General features: G+C 59.1%; 19 protein-coding genes and 1 pseudogene. 5 read left to right on the forward strand and 15 right to left on the reverse strand.

All coding sequences use genetic code 11. The features are described from left to right. Nucleotides 1–13 precede the first annotated feature (13 nt). The 7 genes from mltG to rpsD all read right to left on the reverse strand — a co-directional run bounded on the left by mltG (nt 14) and on the right by rpsD (nt 6,698). The gene (gene mltG, locus DKK75_RS04045) at nt 14–1,210 is read right to left on the reverse strand and encodes an endolytic transglycosylase MltG (protein WP_181414442.1); all 1,197 of its coding nucleotides are present in this window, start codon (nt 1,208–1,210) and stop codon (nt 14–16) included. After that, the gene (gene ruvX / locus DKK75_RS04050; RefSeq protein WP_110452305.1) at nt 1,211–1,693 is read right to left on the reverse strand and encodes a Holliday junction resolvase RuvX; all 483 of its coding nucleotides are present in this window, start codon (nt 1,691–1,693) and stop codon (nt 1,211–1,213) included. Nucleotides 1,694–1,700: 7 nt separating this feature from the next. Then, on the reverse strand, nt 1,701–4,382 hold the full coding sequence (gene alaS, locus DKK75_RS04055) for an alanine--tRNA ligase (RefSeq protein ID WP_110452160.1): 2,682 nt from the start codon (nt 4,380–4,382) through the stop codon (nt 1,701–1,703). A gap of 165 nt (nt 4,383–4,547) precedes the next feature. Further along, nucleotides 4,548–4,787 carry a hypothetical protein gene (locus DKK75_RS04060; RefSeq protein ID WP_110452161.1) on the reverse strand — a complete coding sequence of 80 codons (240 nt, stop codon included), beginning with the start codon at nt 4,785–4,787 and terminating at the stop codon, nt 4,548–4,550. Then, complete coding sequence (locus tag DKK75_RS04065) at nt 4,787–5,218, reverse strand: DUF948 domain-containing protein (protein ID WP_110452162.1); 432 nt, start codon at nt 5,216–5,218, stop codon at nt 4,787–4,789. The genes DKK75_RS04060 and DKK75_RS04065 overlap by 1 nt, the downstream gene beginning before the upstream one ends. Before the next feature lie 92 nt (nt 5,219–5,310). After that, a complete protein-coding gene (locus DKK75_RS04070) occupies nt 5,311–5,979 on the reverse strand; it encodes a histidine phosphatase family protein (RefSeq protein WP_110452163.1) in 669 nt (222 codons plus the stop codon). A 92-nt stretch (nt 5,980–6,071) separates the two neighbouring features. After that, a complete protein-coding gene (gene rpsD / locus DKK75_RS04075; RefSeq protein WP_110452164.1) occupies nt 6,072–6,698 on the reverse strand; it encodes a 30S ribosomal protein S4 in 627 nt (208 codons plus the stop codon). A gap of 318 nt (nt 6,699–7,016) precedes the next feature. Here rpsD and DKK75_RS04080 point away from each other — a divergent pair, with 318 nt between their 5' ends. Together DKK75_RS04080 and DKK75_RS04085 are read left to right on the forward strand one after the other, a co-directional pair. Further along, complete coding sequence (locus DKK75_RS04080) at nt 7,017–7,703, forward strand: TetR/AcrR family transcriptional regulator (protein ID WP_110452165.1); 687 nt, start codon at nt 7,017–7,019, stop codon at nt 7,701–7,703. Then, on the forward strand, nt 7,700–8,977 hold the full coding sequence (locus DKK75_RS04085; protein ID WP_110452166.1) for an MFS transporter: 1,278 nt from the start codon (nt 7,700–7,702) through the stop codon (nt 8,975–8,977). Before DKK75_RS04080 ends, DKK75_RS04085 begins: the two co-directional genes overlap by 4 nt. 82 nt (nt 8,978–9,059) lie before the next feature. On the opposite strand, the pseudogene DKK75_RS08275 reads toward DKK75_RS04085, so the two are convergent. From DKK75_RS08275 to DKK75_RS04105, 4 genes and pseudogenes are all read right to left on the reverse strand, one after another. Then, a pseudogene (locus tag DKK75_RS08275) lies at nt 9,060–9,632 on the reverse strand (NAD(P)H-dependent oxidoreductase). 164 nt (nt 9,633–9,796) lie between these two features. Further along, on the reverse strand, nt 9,797–11,131 hold the full coding sequence (locus DKK75_RS04095) for an ABC transporter permease (RefSeq protein WP_110452167.1): 1,335 nt from the start codon (nt 11,129–11,131) through the stop codon (nt 9,797–9,799). Next, entirely contained in the window at nt 11,118–12,311 is a 1,194-nt protein-coding gene (locus tag DKK75_RS04100; protein ID WP_110452168.1) for an ABC transporter permease, read from the reverse strand. The genes DKK75_RS04095 and DKK75_RS04100 overlap by 14 nt, the downstream gene beginning before the upstream one ends. Before the next feature lie 42 nt (nt 12,312–12,353). Then, nucleotides 12,354–13,310, reverse strand: coding sequence for an ABC transporter ATP-binding protein (locus DKK75_RS04105; protein WP_110452169.1), 957 nt, complete (start codon nt 13,308–13,310; stop codon nt 12,354–12,356). A 180-nt stretch (nt 13,311–13,490) separates the two neighbouring features. On the opposite strand from DKK75_RS04105, the gene DKK75_RS04110 reads away from it, so the two are divergent. Together DKK75_RS04110 and DKK75_RS04115 are read left to right on the forward strand one after the other, a co-directional pair. Beyond that, nucleotides 13,491–14,798: a sensor histidine kinase gene (locus DKK75_RS04110; RefSeq protein WP_110452170.1), complete on the forward strand. Its 1,308-nt coding sequence runs from the start codon at nt 13,491–13,493 to the stop codon at nt 14,796–14,798. Next, on the forward strand, nt 14,795–15,448 hold the full coding sequence (locus tag DKK75_RS04115) for a response regulator (RefSeq protein WP_110452171.1): 654 nt from the start codon (nt 14,795–14,797) through the stop codon (nt 15,446–15,448). The genes DKK75_RS04110 and DKK75_RS04115 overlap by 4 nt, the downstream gene beginning before the upstream one ends. A gap of 51 nt (nt 15,449–15,499) precedes the next feature. Here DKK75_RS04115 and DKK75_RS04120 read toward each other — a convergent pair whose 3' ends face one another. Beyond that, the gene (locus tag DKK75_RS04120; protein ID WP_110452172.1) at nt 15,500–18,055 is read right to left on the reverse strand and encodes a UvrD-helicase domain-containing protein; all 2,556 of its coding nucleotides are present in this window, start codon (nt 18,053–18,055) and stop codon (nt 15,500–15,502) included. Nucleotides 18,056–18,258: 203 nt separating this feature from the next. Continuing rightward, entirely contained in the window at nt 18,259–18,552 is a 294-nt protein-coding gene (locus tag DKK75_RS04125; protein ID WP_029678544.1) for a hypothetical protein, read from the reverse strand. Between the two features lie 247 nt (nt 18,553–18,799). Here DKK75_RS04125 and DKK75_RS04130 point away from each other — a divergent pair, with 247 nt between their 5' ends. Further along, nucleotides 18,800–19,390 (forward strand): xanthine phosphoribosyltransferase, encoded by a 591-nt coding sequence (locus DKK75_RS04130; protein WP_110452173.1) that lies wholly within the window; start codon nt 18,800–18,802, stop codon nt 19,388–19,390. A 38-nt stretch (nt 19,391–19,428) separates the two neighbouring features. On the opposite strand, the gene DKK75_RS04135 is transcribed toward DKK75_RS04130, so the two are convergent. Both DKK75_RS04135 and DKK75_RS04140 read right to left on the reverse strand, forming a co-directional pair. Next, entirely contained in the window at nt 19,429–20,421 is a 993-nt protein-coding gene (locus DKK75_RS04135) for a D-2-hydroxyacid dehydrogenase (protein WP_110452174.1), read from the reverse strand. A 73-nt stretch (nt 20,422–20,494) separates the two neighbouring features. Further along, nucleotides 20,495–21,664, reverse strand: a complete 1,170-nt coding sequence (locus tag DKK75_RS04140; protein WP_110452175.1) for an aminotransferase class I/II-fold pyridoxal phosphate-dependent enzyme — start codon at nt 21,662–21,664, stop codon at nt 20,495–20,497. Between the last annotated feature and the right edge of the window lie 51 nt (nt 21,665–21,715).

The raw sequence follows: 21,715 nt of genomic DNA on the forward strand, positions 1-21,715 counted from the left end.
TCATGAAGAGGCGCTATTGGCTCTGCTGGTTGTGCTGAGATTGCCACGCTTTGTATTCTTTGACATCGCGGTTGAATTGATCCTGATTGTCGCTAAATCTAGTCTCTCCGGTGTCCATGTTGACAGTTACGAAATAGAGCCAGTCGCCCGACTCAGGGTGCATGACCGCTTGGATGGCCTCATCGCCCGGGCTGCCGATTGGCCCTGGGGGCAGACCCTGGTGGACTCTGGTGTTGTAAGGGTCGTTTGTGTTCTGCAGCATGGCATCGGTCAGCTTCAAGGCGGAGACATTGTTGGAGTAAGCCACAGTGCTGTCCATGCCCAGGGGCATTCCTTTGTCCAGTCGGTTGTGGATGACCTGGGCCACCTTGCTGTAGTATTCAGACTTGTTGACCTCGGCCTCAATGATGGAGGCCGTGTTGAGGATGTTCTGCCGATCCTGGCCTCCTGGCACGCCGAGCAGGTCCAGCCGCTCTATTCGCTTGGAGACAAGATCTGTCAATATGACCTTGGCTGACCCAGCCTTGCGCACGTCGTATTCGCCAGGCTGCAGCCACCCTTCGAAGTTACCCTGGGCCTCCTGGGGAAGGATGCCCTCACCCTTGGCCTGGATCAGGGCATCGAATTCGCTCTGTGGAACCCCGGAAAGCTGGACGGCCGTGGCGATCACATCGCGGACCCGCTCCCCGGCCCGCACCTGCAGGAAGCCTCCGGCCTTGTTCCGGTCGGTCAGAATGGCCACCACGTCAGAGGCCTTCATTCGCAGACGCAGATCGAAGGTGCCGGGCATCAACCTGGATTCGGACTGAGTGCTGGCAACGGCATGCAGGAAGGCCGCAGTGGACTTGACCACACCAGCCTTGACTAGATTGGCACCCACCTGATCAGCCCCCTGGCCGCTCTCTACCGTAAACTCCAAGGGCTGTCCACCGGGGCCTGGATAGTCAGGGGCGACCTCCTTGGTGGCTACGATCCTAGGGGTGCCATGACGCAACCCACCTACCAGAATCACCGTACAGGAAGCGGCCAGCACAACAGCCAAAGCGATGATCACCATCATGATCCGCTTGCGACGCTTGCGCCTTTCGCGTCTACGGCGCATCTCGCGCCGCGAATGAGGAGGACGCGGCGGTTTAGCGGAAACCAGGGGTTGCCCATCGTCCACCCACTGGATCTTGTCCTGGAAGAAGTCCTGCATGTCGTCGGCCAATTACCACTCCTTGTCGGCACGTTGATCGTCCAGGGCCGACTGCAACAGCACAACAGCGGACTGCTGATCGACTACGGGACGATGTCTTCGCCCATCCACGCGGGCATCATACAGCTGACGATGGGCGCTGACGGTCGTCAGTCGTTCGTCTCGCAATACTACACTGGGCACCTGCTCTGGGGCAACGTCAGCATCCTGTGCGGCCTCCTGAAGGCGGATAGTCAGGGCGCGCACCCAACGGGACGCCTTTTTGGCGCTGCGACCAGTCTGACCGCTCAAGAGCAGAGGGTATCCGACTACGACTCTGGACACGCTTTTGTCCATAATCAGGTCCTCCACCTGGTCGAGGGCCTGAAAGTAGTCGCCTTGAACCCTGATGTTGCCTGCGGGAAATGCCAGGGTCAGCTCCGGGTCCGACAGGGCCAGGCCCACCCTGGCTTCGCCAAGGTCCACCCCCAGCCATACGGCTGTATGTGATCGCACAGGAAGCTCAGCCCTCTCGGACCTGATCACTCAGAGCTTTCAAGGACCGATCAATGGCCGAGGCATCCTGGCCCCCGCCCTGGGCAAAGTCAGGCTTTCCGCCGCCACCGCCGCCCAGAACCTTGGAGGCCGTCCTGACCAGGTCGCCAGCCCTGAAACCACGATCACGAGCTGCCTGGTTTGTGGCCACGAAGATGACAGGCTTGTCACCCTCGCTGACACCGGCCAGAGCGACCACGACCGGGTATTCCTCACCCATGCGGGCACGCAGGTCGGTCACCGTCTTGCGCAGTGCATCGACCGAGCCGAAATGCCCCATATTCCGAGAGGCGATCTTGACCTCGCCTGGGGCATGCAGGGCCTGATTGGCCAGTTCAGGCACAGCCTGGGCCATCTGCTGCTCATAGGTGGCCGCCAGTCGGCGGTCGGACTCCTTGAGCTTGGCCAGCAGGGCCGAAATCCTGGATTCAAGCTCGTCAGGGCGAGCGTTGAGCTTGTCGGAAAGCTGAGAGACCAGCGCATGCTCACGGGCGTTGTATTCGTAGGCCCCCTGGCCCACCACGGCATCCACACGACGAACACCAGTGCCCACCGAGGCTTCGGACATGATGGAGACCGCGCCGATCTTGCCCACGTGATCCACGTGGGTTCCTCCGCAGAGCTCTCGGCTCCAACCGTCTTCGCCGATGGAGACCACACGAACCACGTCCCCGTACTTCTCCCCGAACAGGTGCATGGCGCCCAGAGCGATGGCATCGTCGTACTTCATTTCCTGCGTGGTCACGGCCAGGTTGTCGCGCAACCGGTCATTGACACGGGCCTCCACCGCATCCATAGCCTGACGGCTGGGGGCCTGCGACCACTGGAAGTCGAAGCGCAGCCTGTTGGGCGCATCCTCGGAACCGCGCTGCGTGGCCTGGGGGCCCAGCTCCTCGCGCAGGGCCTTGTGTACCATGTGCGTGGCAGTGTGCGAGCGAGCAATAGCTCCGCGCCGGTTCCTGTCAATGGTGGCCGTGGCCGTAGCCTGCAAGGTCAGCGTTCCCTCGGTCAGACGACAGCGGTGGATGGTCAGTCCCTTGATGGGCTTCTGCACGTCATCTACCTCCAGGACGGCCCCATCGTCGGTCAATATCTCCCCTTGGTCGGCCAGCTGACCGCCGGCCTCTGCGTAGAAGGGCGTGCGATCCAAAATCACCTCAACCTGGGCAGGTGCCTTGGCAACCGGAACCGCCCCCTTGCCCTCCTGGATGATGCCCAGGACGGTCGACCGGCTGGAGAAGTCGGTGTAGCCCAGAAAGATCTGAGGCTCGTCCAGGCTCTTGCGCATATCATCGTAAACGCTCAGATCCACGTTGTGCCGCTTCTTCATGGCATCGGCGCGGGCCCTGGCCTTCTGCTCGTTCATGAGCTTTCGGAACTCGTCCTGGTCCACCTTGACGCCCTGCTCGGCGGCCATCTCCAGGGTCAGTTCGATGGGGAAGCCATACGTGTCGTGCAGTGTGAAGGCATCCTTGCCGGACACCTCAGGTTCGCCCTTCCCGCTCTTGGCCTTGCTTACAGCTGTGTCCAGAATGGTGGTTCCCTTGTCCAGTGTCCGGCGGAAGGCCAGCTCCTCGCCATAGGCCGATTCGGCCACCTCGGAGAAGGTGTTGTTCAGCTCAGGGTAACTGGGCGACATGGCCTCCTTGGAGACCGGGAAGAGCTGGGGCAGGACCTCCTGATCCACGCCCAGCATCTTCATGGAGCGAATCGTGCGGCGCAGAAGACGACGCAGCACATAGCCACGACCGACGTTGCTGGGGCGGACGCCGTCGCTCATGATCATCAGGGCCGAGCGGACATGGTCTGCCACCACACGGAAGCGCACGTCATCCTGGGCGTCATCGCCGTAGTGCCGTCCAGACAGGCTCTCGGCTGCCCGGATGACGGGGTAGACCTCGTCGGTCTCATAGATGTTCTGCTTGCCTTGGAGCAGGTAGGCCAGCCGCTCAAGTCCGGCACCGGTGTCGATGTTCTTGTGCTCCAGCTCGCCCACGATGTGCAGGTCGGTCTTAGAACGGACGTTGTCCACCTCGTAGTTCTCGAAGACCAGATCCCAGATTTCGATGTATCGGTTCTCGTCGGCCGAGGGACCGCCCTCCTTGCCGTATGCAGGCCCGCGGTCCACATAGATCTCGGAGCAGGGGCCTCCGGGGCCGGGGCCGCCAGTGGTCCAGAAGTTGTCCTCCATGCCCAGAATTTCCATGTGCTCGGGGTCGAAGCCCTCGTTCTTCCACAGGGAGCGAGCCTCGTCATCGTCGGTGTAGGTGGTGACCCAGATCGTTTCGGGGTCGAAGCCGTAGCCGCCCTGGTCCTGGGGCTTGGTCAGCAGGTCCCAGGCATAGTGGATGGCCTCCTCTTTGAAGTAGTCCCCAAATGAGAAATTGCCCAGCATCTGGAAGAAGGTGCCGTGACGTGTGGTCTTGCCCACCTCGTCGATGTCCAGGGTGCGCACGCACTTCTGGTTGCTGGCCATGCGGCTTTTGGGAGGGGTCTGCTCCCCCAGCAGGTAGGGGATGAAGGGGACCATGCCGGCGATGGTGAAGAGCGTGGTGGGATTGGGCGAGATCAAGGAGGCGGAGGGAACCACCAGATGATCCTTGCCTTGGAAATAATCGAGGAAACGCTTGGCGATTTCCGATGTGCGCATGCTGCTTTCGCTCCTTCAGACCCGGTGAACGCCGACGGGATACGGGCTGTCCAAATGACTCGGTTGTCCGAGGCGCGAACAAGTCGCCCGCGCTTCGGACTCATAGCTGAATATGCTGATTTTACACCGGCCAGGCCTCTTTGTACTGGCCTGTCCGCCCCAGGCTCAGCCCTGGAAACGGTACAGATAGCGGCGGTCCAGCTCGTCCTGCCGCTGGTGCATTGTTTGGGTGAACTGGCGCACCAGGCCGGATAGGGTCCGGGAGGCTACCTGGTCCTGATCCTCGCCCAGCACGAATTCTCTCGCACGCTTGGGGGTATTGGCCCTCACATAGGCCTCGGCCTTGGTGACCAGGACCACGCCTGCTGTGACGCCCAGTCCCAGCCAGAAGATCCGTTTGAACATCAGCGGGTCCTCCCCTCGTTCCCTTGACCATCATTGGCCTTTTTCGCTGTTAAGGACTTGGATTCGGCGCGGTCGCGGCCTCCTGAAAGGAATGACGAGATCGTCTTGCGCATGGCATACAGGAAGGCTGCCACTTTGATGACCGGCTTGCCCAGCATTGATCCGTACAGGTCAGTCAGGGCACCTACGTTGCCTGCCGTCGTCGAAGCCGCTGCGGAGATGCGATTGACGTCAGTCAGGGTCTGGTTGAGCTGGGTGACCGTGCTGGCGGACTCGTCCAGAGTGGGCACAACATGTTCGCCCGTTTGCTTGATGGTCTGCGCCAGCTGATCGAAGAGCTTCCCCAGACGAATCAGGGGATAGATCAGAAACCCCGCCAGGATAGCGAAGGCAATGGCCGCTATCAGGCCGGCAATCTGTCCTACGTCCATCTGCTACCTCTCTTCCATTGGTACGATACTGGGGACTACGCTAGCACGCGCCATCTATCAGTCCAGGCCATGACCGGCCGGTTGACGCCGATTCAACGATTGAAGGACCGGACCTGCAGGGCGCGATCGAAGGGAGCATCCGTATCGAAGTCGAATATGGTGACGCTTCCGTTGCTAGGGCGGCTGCTGGTGTCGTAGCGCCCGCCGCCGAAGCGGTTGACCAAACTGAGCAGGGTGTTGCCGTGCGAGATCAGCAGGACGCGGTCATCATTCTTCAGGTCCGCGTTGGCTGCAATCAGAGAGAGTCCGCCTGCAATCCGCGTCCAGTACTCACTGTCAGACTCAGCATCTCCAAAGGGATCAGCCTGCTTGAGGAAGTCCCTGGTGGCAGCCAAACCGAACCGGTCCACAATCTGCTGGTAGGTGCCCGCTCCATGGGGAGCGCCTGCAGCCCACCAGGCCATGGCCATGTCCTGCCCCTCGAAGTAGCCGTAGAACTGCTCGCGGAAGTGACTGTCGCTGACCGGCTCCGGCTTCTTCTCCGACTGGTTCCGGGCCAGGATCCTGCGGACCGTCTCCTGAGCCCGAGTGGTATCCGAGCAGTAGGCGGCGGCAAAACTCACCTGGCTGAGCTTGTGGCCTGCGCGATCGGCATCCTCCAGACCCGAGGAGGTAAGCGGCGAGTTGGACCATCCCTGGAGACGGTTGTAGCGATTGAAATAAGTCTGCCCATGGCGGACAGCATATAGATGGAGCAGCATGCCTCTATTATCTCACCCCTACCCCAGCAAGGGCGGCAGATCCTGACATGCAAAAGGCCCCGGACGAACCGGGGCCCCAAAGTCGCAGGCGGTCAGCGAGCGTAGAACTCGACCACGTACTGGATGTTGATCTGAACCGGGATCTCCTCCGGCTCGGGCTTGCGAACCAGGCTGGCCTTCAGGGAAGCCAGGTCCACGTCCAGGTAGCCGGGAACCGCGGGCAGCACATCCCGGTGGACGCCTTCGGCGGCGATCTGGAAAGGCACCATGGTCTGGCTCTTGGGCTTGACCTGGATGGTCTGGCCGGGCTTGACCCTGTAGGATGGCCGGTCCACGATGTTGCCGTCGACCAGGATATGGCGGTGGACCACGTACTGACGGGCCTGGGCGGTGGTGCGGGCGATGCCGGCGCGCAGAACCAGGTTGTCCAGGCGGGACTCCAGCTCGCGGAGCATGGCGGCACCGGTCTGGCCGGACTCGTGGGTGCCCCGCTCATAGGCGGCGCGCAGCTGCTTCTCGGAAACGCCGTACTGAGCGCGCAGCCTTTGCTTCTCGCGCAGACGGACGGCGTAATCGGATTCGGTGCGACGGCGGCTGCGTCCGTGCTCGCCGGGGCCATAGGGGCGCTTCTCGAACAAGCGCTGGGCCTTGGGAGTCAAGGCAATGCCCAAGGCGCGCGACAGGCGGACCTGGCGACGCGCACGCTGAATGTTAGTCATTGATGCAATCCTTACTTGCTTCTGTCGTTATCTGAACGAAGACGGCCAAAACCGTCGAGTCAGGCCTCTCCAATGCTTCACCGTGCCATGCACGAACGGCCTTGCGACCGCCGACCCATTGATGGGCTGAGACTCCAGATAGATTTGCGCACAAATGCGCAAACCAAGTATTTATTAAACCACATATACCCGACCTGCAAGTACAAGTATGTTATGGTATATTCATACCAACGGTCGGTATGATATTGAGGCAAGAATGGCAGACTCACCCAACCGATCAACGACGACCCATCTCCGAGATCTGCAAGGAAGGCGAACATGGCCCGCAATACACACCCCGAGCTGACGCTGGAGCGAATCATCAAAGCCGCCACCGAGCTCTTCACCAGCCAAGGCTACGACAAGACCAGCATGCAGGACATCATCGATGCAACAGGAGGATTAAGCAAGGGAGCCGTCTACCATCACTTCCGGTCAAAGGAAGACCTCTTCGATGCTGTGGCCAATAGGTTGATGAAGACCATAAGCGAGACGAACAACAAGGCCCAAACCCCATCGGGACAAGGCACGGCTTTGGAGCAGCTGCAGTCGCTCTTCTCCCCTGAGCGAGCACGAAAGAGACTGGAGGCTGCGGATCTGATGTTCCGTAAATTCAACCCAAAGGCCAATCCCAAGATGCTCGGCATGGAATTCACCGCCTTGGTGGATGAGCGGGACGACTTTGTCGACCTATTCAAACAGGGCAATCAGGACGGTTCACTGCATGTAGACCATGTCGAACAAACCGCCGAGGTTTTCCGCCTGCTAGCCAACATGTGGCTGCTGCCCTTCTTTCGCCGGGGCACGCAGACGGAGCTGCGCGCCAGAGCCGCTTGCTTTTTCTCGATCATGCAGGGCCTGGGCATCCCCCTGCACGACCAGGGATTCTCCGACCTGCTGGCCTCCTTCGGCACCAATGCCGAGGACAACAACAAGGAAAAGCCCGAAAGCGAAGGCAGTATATGAACCCGCCTGCTCACGACCAGGCCTCAAGCATGGGCCACTCCAGGAACAAGGGCCTGCTGACACTGCCATTCATTGCTCTTTTGACGACTGAGATTCTCTCCAATCTAGGGCAAACATGCTTGGTCTTCGCCCTTCCGCTTCACCTGCTCAACATCTCAGGATCGGCATCCCTCTATGGCATGGCATCCGCTCTGGCTGTCCTTCCATCCATTCTCCTGACACCCCTGGGCGGAGCTCTGGCCGACCGCCTGCACAAGCAGTCCACCATGGCGGTGCTGGACATTCTGACAGCACTGACCGCCTTCTTGTACATCCTGATAAGCCACAAGATCGACCCAGTTTTTTTGACCGTGGCCTGCATGATGCTGATCAATGCCTACAGAGCCTGTTACAGCCCAACGGTGCAGGCAGCTCTTCACTGTCTGGTGGACAGAAAAGATCTGACCCGTGCATCAGCCCTGGTTTCGCAGGCGATCTCCTTGGTAGGAATGATCGGACCAGTATTGGCCGGCATGGTCATGGGATTCTTCGGAATCATGCAAGTGGTCGGGGTCGCCGCCTCGGTCTGTCTCCTTTCTGCCGTCTGGATCAGAATCGCCGTCAGGATTCCCGAACCATCACGGGGCCCCTCACAAGGCCCAAGAGCACTGGTGAGCCATCTGGCCGCGGACACCAAAGCAGCGGCACAATTCCTGATTAGGCATACCAATCTCAAAGTGGTCATAGGACTCAGCCTGGCGGCCAACTTGATCTTTGCCTCCTACATCAACGTGGCCCTACCTTATATGGTCACGCGCACGCTGGGTCTGAGCAATGCCATGCAGGGGCTGGCCGAAGGAATACTGGCCTGCGGAAGCCTGCTTGGAGCCATCCTGGTGTCCCTCCGTCCAGGCTGGTTCTATCTGCAACGGATACCCATGCTGCTCTCGGGCAGCGCCCTGGCACTTCTGCCAATTGCGGCAGGACTGCTATTGCATTCGCCTACATATGTCCTCTTCGCCCTGGTAGCTGGATGCATGGCTCTGGCTGCGGGAATGGTGCAGACGGTCAACATCACTTCCCTGTCCTATGAGCAGATTCATACCCCTGCAATGCTGATAGGCAAAGTAATAGGGCTGACCAACAGTCTATGCATGTGCGCGATTCCGCTGGGACAGGCTGCCTTCGGTCCTCTGATCGATCACTGCCACATGCCCGTGATCATCACCGGGGTGGTCATAGTGACGCTGATGACATGTCTGATTGCCAAGCTGGCCATGAAGCCGGACGAATGACTGGCATGGTGGATGCCCTTTGAATGCCGCACCGACGTTGAGCGACATCGACGCAAAAGCATCTTAATAAGGCTGACGGGCTTTACTCTGCTGAAAGCACTGTATTGCATATCTTCTGCGTGAAGGCTTCGCGGCGTTCAGCTGTATCAACTTTCGAGTCGATACAGCCCAGAATGCTTGCCCCAGTGAATTTAACGCCACAGAATTTTAGGATGGAATGCTTCCATCGGGTCACGGTGGAACCATACATCTTGGATACGAAGGCCGGCCCATGGCTGCTGCTGATAATTTGCGCCGTCTTGCCTTTGAGCAGCCCCCGCGAGTTAAGTCTGCTCTCATATCGGTAGGCAAATTGTGGCGTGACCACCCTATCAAGCCAGCCCTTGAGAATGGCCGGTTCACCTGCCCGCCAAATGGGGAAGACAAAGACCGGATGATCGGCTCAGGCGACCATGCTTTGATAACGCTTAGGCGCTGATTCGTCCTCCATGTGCTTGGCGTAGCCATAGCGCAGCACCGGGTCGAAGCCTTCCTGGCTGAGGTCGATCATTTCGACCGTGCGGCCCTTACGTCGGGCAGCTTGTGCATAAGCCTGGGCGTCGGTATGGCTGAAACTGCCTTCATAGGGTGATCCTTGAATAACGAGCATATTCATATCATTCACTTATTCAATCGTGCTGCATTGGTTTTGGCGCTATCAAAGCTTCAGATGGCTTTATTATCCAAAATTTTTTTATATTCGGTAGATTATCGAAAACAAAACCGTTGACAGATTAGACAGCGAGAGGTCTGCCTGAAAATGATATGAATGCAGGAAAGCTATCCGATCATACTCGGGTCGGAACTGACAGGAGCGACCAGGGTGACCCGGGTGCGCGTCAGACGTGAGACCATGAGACCAGCACAGGCATAGGCCAGAGCAAACAAGGCAACCACCGTCAGCGGAAGACCCCAAGAAGCCAGGGCTGCTGCGTTTGAATCCATAATTGATTGAACAGCGGTGTTGTACCACCAGCCTGGGGTCAGTTTGCCGATGGTCTGCATGACCGGAGGCAAAGGGCCGCCGGAACTTGACCCGGAAGTGAACATAACCACTAGGCCAAAGGTGACTCCCACGGAGTTTATGAGAGAAGAGGAGGGGTTGAACTGAGCAAGCATGAATCCAAATGATGCCGCAGAAACAGCGAATATCAGCATAGCGCCAAAGCTCAGCAGCACCCTCCCCCAGCCCAGTGAAGCCAAGGACACCCCTGATGCCGCCATGCTGAAGACAACAAGTGACGCATAGTATGTCCAGGAAATGGCTGCCAGAATGAGGGCTGCCATAAGCTCCTGCCCATTCAGACTGCTTGATTGCATTGGAGAGGCAAGCAGGCGTCGATGCCGATCAGGAGAACTGAAGGCTCCGAAGAGCGTGGCAACGCAGACCGTCAGTGCCGTCATCAAGGGAAAGGCAGCCAGGCCGACTGTCATGGCGAAGCCTTTCAACAGGGCTCCATCGTCATCCTTTGGGCTGGCATGGATGCCCACACGTAGCTGGTCGCTGACACAGTGGGCTACTACATAGGTAGCCGCATCCTTTACCGCTGCGGATGAATGCAAATCCATCGAACCGTTTTGGCCAAGACCTGTCAGCAAAGCTGTACGAAAAGCATCAAAATAACTGTCCACCTGCAATTGTGCCAGACTGCCACGGCTGGAATTATAGGAGGCAGCCGTTTCAACTTTAGGGAAACCATGCGTCTTATCGCCGCTGTGAACTTGGGTAGCAGTGTCTTCAAGCGCCTCAAGGAACCGTTGGCCATATCCGGCTGGGATGATAACGGTCAAATCGCTTTTACCAGATACATTGGCATCCTGCAGGGTCTGAGGCTTATCTTCGACTGTCACCAATTGAGCCGACCCGCCCAGATACCGCTCCAAACCCTGGCCCAGCTCGCAACCAGCCTGGTTACCGCAGTCCCGGTTGATGACGACTATCTTCGCACGTGCGGGTTCAAAGCGCCCAACCGAGCTTGAGGCATTGGCCCGTACCGCAGCCTGCATATTCGTGGAACCGACGACAATCATGATCAGGCTCATGCCCACCAAATACAGGAGGAGATAGAACTTATGCGCCCAAATGACGCGCAGTGCTGTTTTACAAGTATTCATACCGTTGTTTCCTTAGAAGCAGACCACAGGCGGTCAGGAAGATGGCGGCCATAATGGCCAGGATGCCGCAAGTGCGGGCGAAAGGCCCCAGGCTGTCGTAGTAGACGATGTCGTAGAAGAGATTGGAGACCTGTTTTACTGGGTTGATCATGTGGAGGATAGGAGCATGCTCCTGTATGGCATTGTTGAGGTCCATAGTCATGCTGCCGTAGAGGCCGATAAAGGTACTCAGGGTGCAGTCGATGCCTATGACCAGGCCAACCTTCGTTTCGGTGGGGAGTTTAGGAATCGCGCCCATCATAGAGCCGAAGGCGGTAGCCATAAAGGTGCCCACGGCGATGGCTATGAGTGCTATCGGGTCACGACCACCTGTTTGCACGCCGCAGACTGTGCGGACGAAGACGTAGGCGACCAGGAGGCTGACTGCTGAGATGAGCCAGGAGGCCAGGAAGGCGCCCGCTGCCTGCCGCCACTTAGGGCTGGGAGAACTGGCCCTTCGGGCTCCCAGGGCTGAAAGGTTGGGCTGAGTCCTGGCAATCATCTCAGCTGCGGTGCTGGCTCCGATAAGGCAGGCCATAGCAAGCACGGCGAAGAAGTAGGGCGCAGTCATCGAAGGACGGATGTGCGTCAGGCGGATTTGCTTGGTGTAGGCCTGTTTGCCGGATTGCAGCAGAATTTGGTTGCCTGGCGAGGCAATGGCTGCCCTTGCGGAGTTCGCCTGGTTGAAGCTGCTCAGCGAGGCGGAAAGAATGGAGACCGCTATGCCTTCGGAGGCGGTTGCATCGGATTGGATGTTGGCGGCTTCGCGGTCAGACAGGACCATGTTGATTAATCCGTCAGAACCCGCGTACAGGTAGCCGATATCCTTCCGGGTATCCAGACGCGTGTTCGCTTCGCCCCTGGAAGCCACTATCGTCGGGATAAGCAGCTGAGTGCCGTCGGATCCTGCCTTGGGTTTCTCCGATAGTGATGAAACCAGCTCGTCAGCGCCTGGGCTGGCTTTCCAGCTAGCGTCCGAGACTATGGAGAAATGTTGTGCCTCGGCAGTGTAGCTGTCTTGCAGGTTGCCCATGATGCCCAGCACCAGAGCGGCCAGAATGACTGGAAAGGCCAGGACCCAGAAGAGGGAGGAGGTGTTGCGTATCGAGGTCTTGACGTTGATCAGGAATGAGTTCCACATAAATAAAGCGCTCCTTACGGCAATTGAGCCTAGGGACCGCGCTCAGTCGCGCAGTTCCTTGCCGGTCAGTTCCAGGAACACGTCGTTGAGGGATGGCGGGCGGCTGGTCAGGTGGCCGTAGCTGGTCCGGGTGGATTCCAGGACCGTCAGCACATCCTGCAGGTTGTGTTCGCCCTGCCGGCAATGGATGACCAGTTCCTTGCCGTCATAGTCGACGGACTGAGCCAGAGTCAGGGCACGGATCCTGGCCAGTGTGGACTCCTGCAGATCCAGAGTCTCAACGGTGATCTGCTCGCCGGCCTCTACCATGCCCTTGAGCTCCTCGGCGGTGCCCAGGGCAATTTGACGACCATGGTCCATGATCATGATCCGCGTACAGATCTGCTCCACCTCCTCCATGTAATGGCTGGTGTAGACCACGGTGGCTCCCTGGGCATTCAGCCGTTCGATGCCCTCCAGGATGGCATTGCGGCTCTGGGGGTCAACGGCGACGGTGGGTTCGTCGAAGAAGATGAGGTCAGGCTGGTGGGCGATGCCGCAAGCAATGTTGAGCCTGCGCAGCAGACCGCCTGACAGTTTGCCGGGACGGAACTTGCGGAAGTCGCCCAGCCCCACGAAGTCGATGGCTTGCTCGACCAAGTCCTTGCGGTCGGTCTTCCTGGGCACATAGAGGGAGCAAAAATAGTCGATGTTCTCCTGCACGCTTAGTTCATTGAAGACAGCCACATTCTGTGGAACCACCCCGATATGACTTTTAAGATCGTAGGAGGTCGAGGTCATCTCCTGCCCGAAAATCCGAACCGTCCCCGATTCAAAGCTGAGCAGGGCCAGTATGCAGTTGATGGCGGTTGATTTTCCTGAGCCATTGGGGCCGAGCAGTCCGAAAACCTCGCCTTGATTGACTTCCATATCGAAGTGGTCCAAGGCCACCATGTCACCGTAGCGCTTCACCAGTGCGCCGACCTTCAAGGCAGGCTCTTGCTCACGTGAACTGTTCATGACTCCATCATCCCAGCTAGGACTGGCCCAACACCATGACAGTCGTCATCAATATTGTGGATGCACAAATCAGAACTATGGCATTTGTCATGGGTGCCACTGCCTGCGGATAGACGCAGGAACGGGTAGTCCGCCAATTACTATTGGCAACAGTAAGAGCAGCAGGGCAAGGAGACATTCATGGGCAGGATTGCTGGCTGGCTGGTCCTGCTTGGTCTGGGGACCTTATGCGGATCATGGTATGGTTCAGGGGTTTCAGGAACCCTGATCGCCGGCCTCCTGGCCTCAGTAGCCGCAGGAGCCCTGTGCGAATGGATGCTGCCAGCGCCAGGTTCCATGTGGGGTGGCGCTCTGGTGTCGCTTTTGGCAACGTTCATACCGGACTGGCTTTTCTTTTTCCCGGCCCTGGCCTTTGAGGCGGGAGTTGGATTCGGAGCCATGGTCCCGGCAACCGGATCAGCCGGCATGAAAGACTCTCGGACCATGGCAGTCATTCTTCCAAGAAAGAAGAACCATGAGCCGGCCTGGCCCATGCTGCTCTTGACCCTGCTGCCGGCATTCTTTTGGCTGATACCTGCCGTCACCGACCTTGTATTGGTCAGAGGCCTCACCCGACGCTATGCCCTGCTGGCTTTGCTGACATCAGCACTGGCGCATGGCGGCGGACTCGCATGCGCCCGCCTGGCGGAGGCTAAGGAGCATGTATGGCAGATTGAAGACACCGAGCGCTACCGGATTCGCCAACTGCACAGCCGTATCAACGACCTGGACGAGAAGAGAGCCCAGGCGACCCGGATGGCGCACTTAGCCGAGCGGACCAGGATCGCCCGAGATATTCATGACAATGTGGGCCACCGGCTCACCCGTGCCATCATGCAGATCCAGGCTGGCCGGGTGGTTGCGCAGAGCAAAGGCGATCAGAGTACCGAGCAGATACTGGATGATGTCGGCAAGACCTTGGACGAGGCCATGACCACAATACGTCGTTCGGTGCATGACTTGGAGGATGAGGGCACCGACTTCGCATCCCAAATGGAGGATGCCGGCTCCGAGGCTTCTATGGGGCAGCTGCAGGTCGATCTGAACAACGGCATTGAGGCAGCACCTGCACCCGTGTGTCGCTGTTTGGCCACCATTATTCGCGAGGCCCTTACCAATACGGTCCGCCATTCTTCAGCTCGGTCAGCACAGATTATTCTGCGTGACCTCCCGGCCTTCTGGCAATTGGTCGTGCAGGATGACGGCGGAATTCAGCAAGCGCAGCCCCACAGCTCGCACTTAACACCAAGCAATGAACGTAAGCATGGGTCAGAGCTCCGACGAGGCATGGGGCTGGCCGACATGGAGGCCAGGGCCAGGGCTTTGGGAGGCACAGCCAACAGCGGCCCCAACCAGCAAGGATGGAAGGTCTTCGTATCCTTGCCCAAGGAACCCTGGTCAGACCACAGCGCAGCTGAGCATGTAAAGAATGGGCAGGTCATGGCATGAAAGTCGCTATCGCTGATGACGATCCGATCGTCTGCTCGTCCCTGTCAACGATTCTGACCGCAACCGGCGCTGCAGACGTGCTCTGGACCGCCAATGACGGCCAGTCAGCCTTGGATTGTTTTCAGGCTCCCGGCGGGAGGCCTGACGTGCTGCTGCTCGATGTGCAGATGCCTGGCATGAATGGCCTGGAATCGGCAGAGCGCATCATCGCCATGGATTCAACTGCCCGCGTGCTTTTTCTGACGACCTTCGCGGACAAGGACTATGTTTCCCGCGCCTTGGCCTTGGGAGCCAAGGGCTATGTGATCAAGCAGGACGTGGCTTCAGTGGTTCCGGCCCTTCAAGCCGTCATGGCAGGGCAGACGGTTCTTGGAGCTGAGGCTGTAGCTAATCTGTCAATTGTCAAGCAGGACGAGCAGACACAAAAGAACCCAGCTGAGCCTGTTCCCCGGCGCTTCCAAACTCTGACAGACCGCGAACGTGAAATCGTCACTCTGGTTGCCGACGGACTCGATAACCAGGCCATTGCCAGACGTCTCTACCTCAGCGAGGGCACCGTTCGTAATCACATCTCCGCCATCCTGACCAAGACCAACCTGGCCAACCGCACCCAGTTGGCCGTGGAATGGCTCTCCTCGCATGAGTCGTGAGCATGCAGCTTCTGCGATCCGGCTTCTTGACTAGCGCCTGGTCTTGAACGTTCATAGCTTTTCGATTGGCGCCAAGCGCAGCATCAGCCTCTTTGTCCCCTCGGAGCCAAAGTCCACGGTCAGAACCGAATTGTGCCCCTTGTCCTGAATATCGACCACCTTGCCCAGGCCATACTGGTCATGGGCCACCCTGTCACCCAGGGAGAAGTCCTCTATGGACAGTCCGTTCGACTGAGGCTGGGCTGAGGCTTTGCCAGCGTGTGCGGATGACGACGAGCTCGCTGTGCTGCGCCTGGTCGTGACTTTTCCGTTTCTTGAGGAGAAACTGTCGGAAGACCAAGAACCGCCGCCTCTGCGGGAGCTGTAACCCGATGATCCGAACGACCGCGGCGAGGATGTCCGCGAGCGCCCATACCCATTGCGACCAGAGCTAAAGCCAAAACCGGATCCGCCGAGAGTCTGATGACCAAACGCACGGCCATCGCTTACATCCTCAAAGCCGCCGAATTCGTCCTCGTCGTCCCCCAGGTCCCAGCCTGCGCGCATCCGCTCGCTTCCGGCCTGCCGACGTTTCCAGTCGATCAACTCGTCAGGGATGTCGTCCAGAAACTGGCTGGGCAGCATATCATTGACCTGCCCCCATTGGGAACGTACGGCCGCCCGGGTCAGGTAGAGTCGACGCTTGGCGCGGGTCACGCCCACGTAGGCCAGTCGGCGCTCCTCCTGCATCTCATCGGCATCCTCCAGGCAGCGGGAGTGAGGGAAGGTTCCTTGCTCCATGCCGGTCAGGAAGACCACCGGATACTCCAGACCCTTGGCTGTGTGCAGGGTCATCAGCGTCACCTTGCCCGAGTCGTCGCCCAGTCCTGGCAGCTGGTCCGAATCGGCCACCAGTGCCGTGGTCTCCAGGAAGCCAGCAAGCGTAGCGTCTGGCGTCTTCTGCTCGAACTCGGCGGCCACGGACTGCAACTGGCCAAGGTTCTCCAGCCGGGAGGCATCCTGGGGATCCACCGACTTGCGAAGCTCGTCCAGCATGCCGGATTCCTCCAGCACCTTCTCAACGATCTGCGATGGCTTGGTACCGTGCTCTGCAGCAAAGTCGGTCAGGGAAGCAATCAGATCCCTGAAGGCCTTCATTCGCTTGACCATGAGCGTGGAAGCCCCGGGCACCTCCTCGATATGCTGCACCCCCTCCCAGAAGGAGACATGATGCAGATCCGCATAGGAGGTAGCCGCAGCCTCGGCGCGCGCGGCCAGGCCACGCTTAGGCACATTGAGTATCCTCCGCATGTTCACGTCATCCTGGGGGTTGGCGATGGCGTGCAGGTAGGCCAGGGCGTCCTTGATCTCCTTGCGCTCATAAAAGCGGGTCCCGCCCACCAGCTGATAAGGCAGGCCTGCGTTGATCAGCCCCTCCTCCAAGGCACGGGACTGGGCGTTGGCCCGGTACATGATGGCCATGTCGGAGTATGGAATGCCCTCCTCGCTGCGCAGCCGGGCGATCTCGGTGGCGATCCAAGCAGCCTCCTGCTGTGCGTTGTCGGCGGCATAGCCCACGATGGGCTCCCCTTTGCCCAGTGCAGTCCAGAGCTTCTTGGGCTTGCGGCCCTCGTTCTTGACGATGATGGCATTGGCTGCGTCAAGAATGGTCTGGGTTGAGCGGTAGTTCTGCTCCAGGAGGATGGTCCGGGCTCCGGGGAAGTCCTTCTCGAAGTCCCTGATGTTGCTGATGTCGGCCCCTCGGAAGGCATAGATGGACTGGTCCGAATCCCCCACCACGGTGATCCAGGCCTGATCCTGCTTGTCGGCATCAGCACCGGCCAGCTCGCGCATGAGCACGTACTGGGCATGGTTGGTGTCCTGGTACTCGTCCACCAGCAGGTAGCGGAAGCGATGGTGGTAGTACTGTGCCACCGTTGGGGACTGCTGGAGCAGCTGGACCGTGCGCACGATCAGATCGTCGAAATCGACGGCGTTGGCCTGAGCCAGCCGATGCTCGTACTCGGCGTAGACCACGGAGTAGAGCTCTTCCTCGTTGCCGAAACGGGCGGTGATCTGCTGGCCGCGCTGCCCAGGCCGGTAGTCGGGGGCGTACTCCTGCAGCTGCGTGCGCCAGTCCTGCAGGTTGTTCTTGTAATCAGATATATGGCTGAGAATGTTTCTGGGGGTGTAGCGTTTCAGATCGATGTCGAGATCCTTGCCGATCAGCTTGATCAGGCGCTCGGAATCGGCAGTGTCATAGATGGTGAAGCCTGATCCCAGCCCGATCTCCTTGCCATCCCGCCTCAGAATGCGCACGCAGGCCGAATGGAAGGTGGACACCCACATGCGGTCGGCTACGGGACCGATCAGCCTGCGCAGGCGTTCGCGCATCTCGGATGCCGCCTTATTCGTGAAGGTGATGGCCAGTATCTGGCTGGGCCAAGCGCCGAACTGGCTGAGGATCCAAGCGATCCTGCGGGTCAGCACCCTAGTCTTGCCCGAACCGGCCCCTGCCCCGATCAGCAGGGCCGGTCCCTGGTATTGAACCGCCTCGGCCTGACGATCGTTGAGCCCCTTGAGCAGCTCCTTAGCGCTGCGCTGGATCAAGTCCGGTTCCTCGTTCACAAGCCACCTCTTGCCATCTGGTCTCGGTCACCGTCACAGGCCGGATGGCGCGCACCCGGCAAACAATTATTTCTACCACAATGCGGTGTCATCGACCCTGGCGCACAGATTTGCCGACTGACATAACGGCAGGCATAAAAGACCCCGTCCGCTTTTGAGAGGGAAAGCGAACGGGGATGAGTCGGGAAGTCGAGATGACCCAGTCAGTTGCGCATTTGGTCCTTGGCGTTGTTGACAGCCTCGGTGGCGCCCTGCTCAGCCTTGGCCTTGCCGACCTTGACATCGGCCTTGGCCTGGTCCATCTTGTCGGAGGCGGCGTCCTTGGCGTCGCCCATCTTGTCCTGGGCAGCGTCCTTGGCATCGCCCAGCTTGTCGGCAACGGCGTCCTTGGCATCGGATGCCTTGTCCATAACCGTGTCCTTTACATCGCCTGCGACGTCGGAAATCTTCTCGCCGGCAGACTTCATGGCATCCTTTGCATCATCCAGAATCCCCATATGGTCCTCCTTAGGTCCTTTAACGCATCGCGACGATGCGTGACCATTGCGGTCGATTTTCACTGTAACAGTCAGGACCTTGAATCCTTGGATTGACGGGCTGACACGCCAGGAAGACACTCCAATCCGCTGGAGGTGAAACCTGGCGGATCAGGCCAGCCTGGCGACGGTCGCAGAACCGGGTTATGTTGGTTTCTATCCGTAGGGACCATAGGGGCCCCGCTTTCATGACGACAAGGACAATGACATGCAGGAACTTGAGGAGCGAATCCGCTGCCAGGGCACGGTCAAGCCTGGCAATGTACTCAAGGTGGACGCCTTCCTCAACCATCAGTGCGACGTGCGGCTCTTCGACCACATGGGCGCCGAATGGGCCCGCCTGTTCGCAGGTCACCGTATTGACAAGATTCTCACCATCGAAGCATCCGGCATCGGCATCGCCTGCCTAGCCGCCCGCCACTTCGGCGACGTTCCGGTGGTCTTCGCCAAGAAGACCCAGTCCATCAACCTTGACGGCGACCAGTACACGGCCCGGATATACTCCTTCACCAAGCAACGGGAGTATCCCGTCATCGTGGCCAAGCGCTTCCTCAATGAGGGCGAGCATGTGCTGATCCTTGACGACTTTCTAGCCAAGGGCAATGCCCTGCACGGTCTGATCGACATCTGCCATGACGCCAAGGTCATCGTAGAGGGCATCGGCATCGCCGTGGAGAAGGGCTTCCAGGAGGGCGGCCGTACCCTGCGCAAAGAGGGCTACAACCTCAAGTCCCTGGCCATCGTGGAAAGCATGGACCCGGACCAGGGCACCATCGCCTTTGCTCAGAATCCAGCCTGAGTAGGTCGGCCCCGGTTCGGGTCGCTGCAATAAGAGGGTCAGTCCACCTGATGCTCGCTGATGCCGCCCTCCAAGACGGTCTTCACGTCGTTCAGGGAGATATTGACCATGGCAGTCACGGCGGCATCAGTGTAGAAGCCGATATGAGGCGAAACCTCGACGTTGGGCATAGCCTTGAGGATCTCCAGGGCCTGGTTATCGACCTTGGTCCCGCTCAGATCCTTTTCGAAGATGCCGGCCTCCCCCTCGATGGTGTCGATAGCGGCACCGGCGATGGACTTGGTCTGCAGGGCCTCAATCAGAGCCGGCGTGTCCACAATGGGACCGCGGGCCGCATTGATCAGGAAGGCCGAGGACTTCATGGCATCCAGGGCCTGCGCGTTGATCAGATGATGGGTGGTCTCGTCCAGTGGCGTATGGACGGTGACGATGTCGGCCCGCTTCAGAAGAGTAGGCAGATCCACATAATCCAGGGTGTCTGCCAGCTCAGGGCGGTGAACAGGATCGTCGGCAATCACAGTGGAGCCCAAGGCACGGAAGATCCTGGCCACGGCCGATCCGATCTTGCCGGCTCCGATGATCCCCACAGTCAGGTTGTGGATCTCGTGGGCCTGAAGCCCGTCCCAGGTATAGTCGTCCTTGGCCTCGCGAGCGCTGGCCTCCCCCAGATGCCGAACCAGACGCATGACCTGGGCCAGGACCAATTCCGAGACCGACCGGGGCGAGTAGGCAGGCACGTTGGTGACGACCAGCCCGTTATCCCGGGCAGCCTGCAGATTGACGATGTCATACCCAGTGATCCGCAGGGTCAGCTGCTTGAGTCCATATTCCTTGAGCCGCTGGTAGAGTTCTGGTTCGGACAGAGCAGCATGCTGCTGGATGACGATGCCGTCGTATCCCTTGATCATGTCCACGGTTTTCATTCCTAGATCGCGGTCGGTGGTATCCACCTGAACGTCATTGGCTTGGGCCCAGGCCTGAATGGCCTCCTGCTCGTCGGGGCGTACTGAATACATGAGAATACTGGTCATTTTTGCTTTTCCTTAATAACTGTCTTCATTGATGGTTGTCAGATGATGATTAGCGAATGGATAGCCGGAGCAATCAGCCACGATTTTCGCGCATATAGTCGCCAATTCGCTCCACGGCAGTGTGTAGATCCTCCATGGAGGCCGCATAGGAGATGCGGACGTAGCCTTCTCCCCCAGGTCCGAAGCTTGCTCCGGGGATTACCGCCACCTTGGCCTTTCGAGCCAGGTCGTAGACGAAGCTCCAGCTGTCCCGCATGCCCTCCGGCAGCCGGGCGAAGATATAGAAGGCGCCCTTGGGATCAATGACATCCAGACCGACCTCGGGCAGGGCCTTGACCAGATAGTCCCGCCGCTTGCGATAGGCCTCGCGCATCGGATCCGTGTCATTCATGCCCTTGGTCAGAGCCTCCTGGGCCGCATACTGGGCGTTGGTGGTCACTGAAGTGATAGTGAACTCATTGACCTTGCCGATCTGGTCAATGACATCTGCGGGGCCAGCGGCGATGCCGACCCGCCATCCAGTCATGGCATGGGACTTGGAAACCCCGCTAAGAACGACCGTCTGCTCGGGCAGGATGGTGCCCATGGAGACATGAGTGCCCTGATAGGTCAGCTCGGCGTAGATCTCATCACTGAGCACGAAGAAGCCGTGTTTGCGCGCCACCTGGGCCAGAGCTTCCAGATCCTCGCGGGCATAGGTCACGCCGGTGGGATTGGTTGGATAGTTGAGCACTAGGGCCTTGACCGGGCCTTCACTGTTTTCGACGGCAGCCTCCAGCTTGTCAGGTTTGAGAATGAAATCGTCATCAGAGGTGTCGACGAAAACGGTCTTGGCGCCGCTCAGCTGAGCAATAGGAATGTAGAGCGGGAAGATAGGCGTGGGCAGAATGACCGTGTCGCCCGGGTTGATCATGGCGGTCAGACCCGAGAAGATGCCTCCGGTGGCCCCGGCAGTAATCACCATTTGCGTGTTAGGGTCGTAGTCCAGCTCGTACTTGGCGCGAAGATAGTCGGCTGCTGCCTTACGAAGACTGGGCATGCCACGACTTTCGGTGTAATGACTCCGGTTGTCTTGGATGGCCTGGATGCCCGCCTGCTTGACGTGCTCGGGCGTAAAGAAGTCCGGCTCCCCAAGGGTCAGCTTCACGATGCCGTCGATTCCGGCGATCTCTTTGTTGAACCCGAGAATGTCACTCGGTGCCAGAGCTTTGACCCTGGCATTCATATGATCCGCCAATGTCATTGGCTTGTCCTTTCCCATGCGGTTACTGCAACCATTGTCGCTGGTGCTGCC

Source organism: Bifidobacterium asteroides, from assembly GCF_003202695.1.
GTDB classification, from domain to species: Bacteria; Actinomycetota; Actinomycetes; order Actinomycetales; family Bifidobacteriaceae; genus Bombiscardovia; species Bombiscardovia asteroides_G.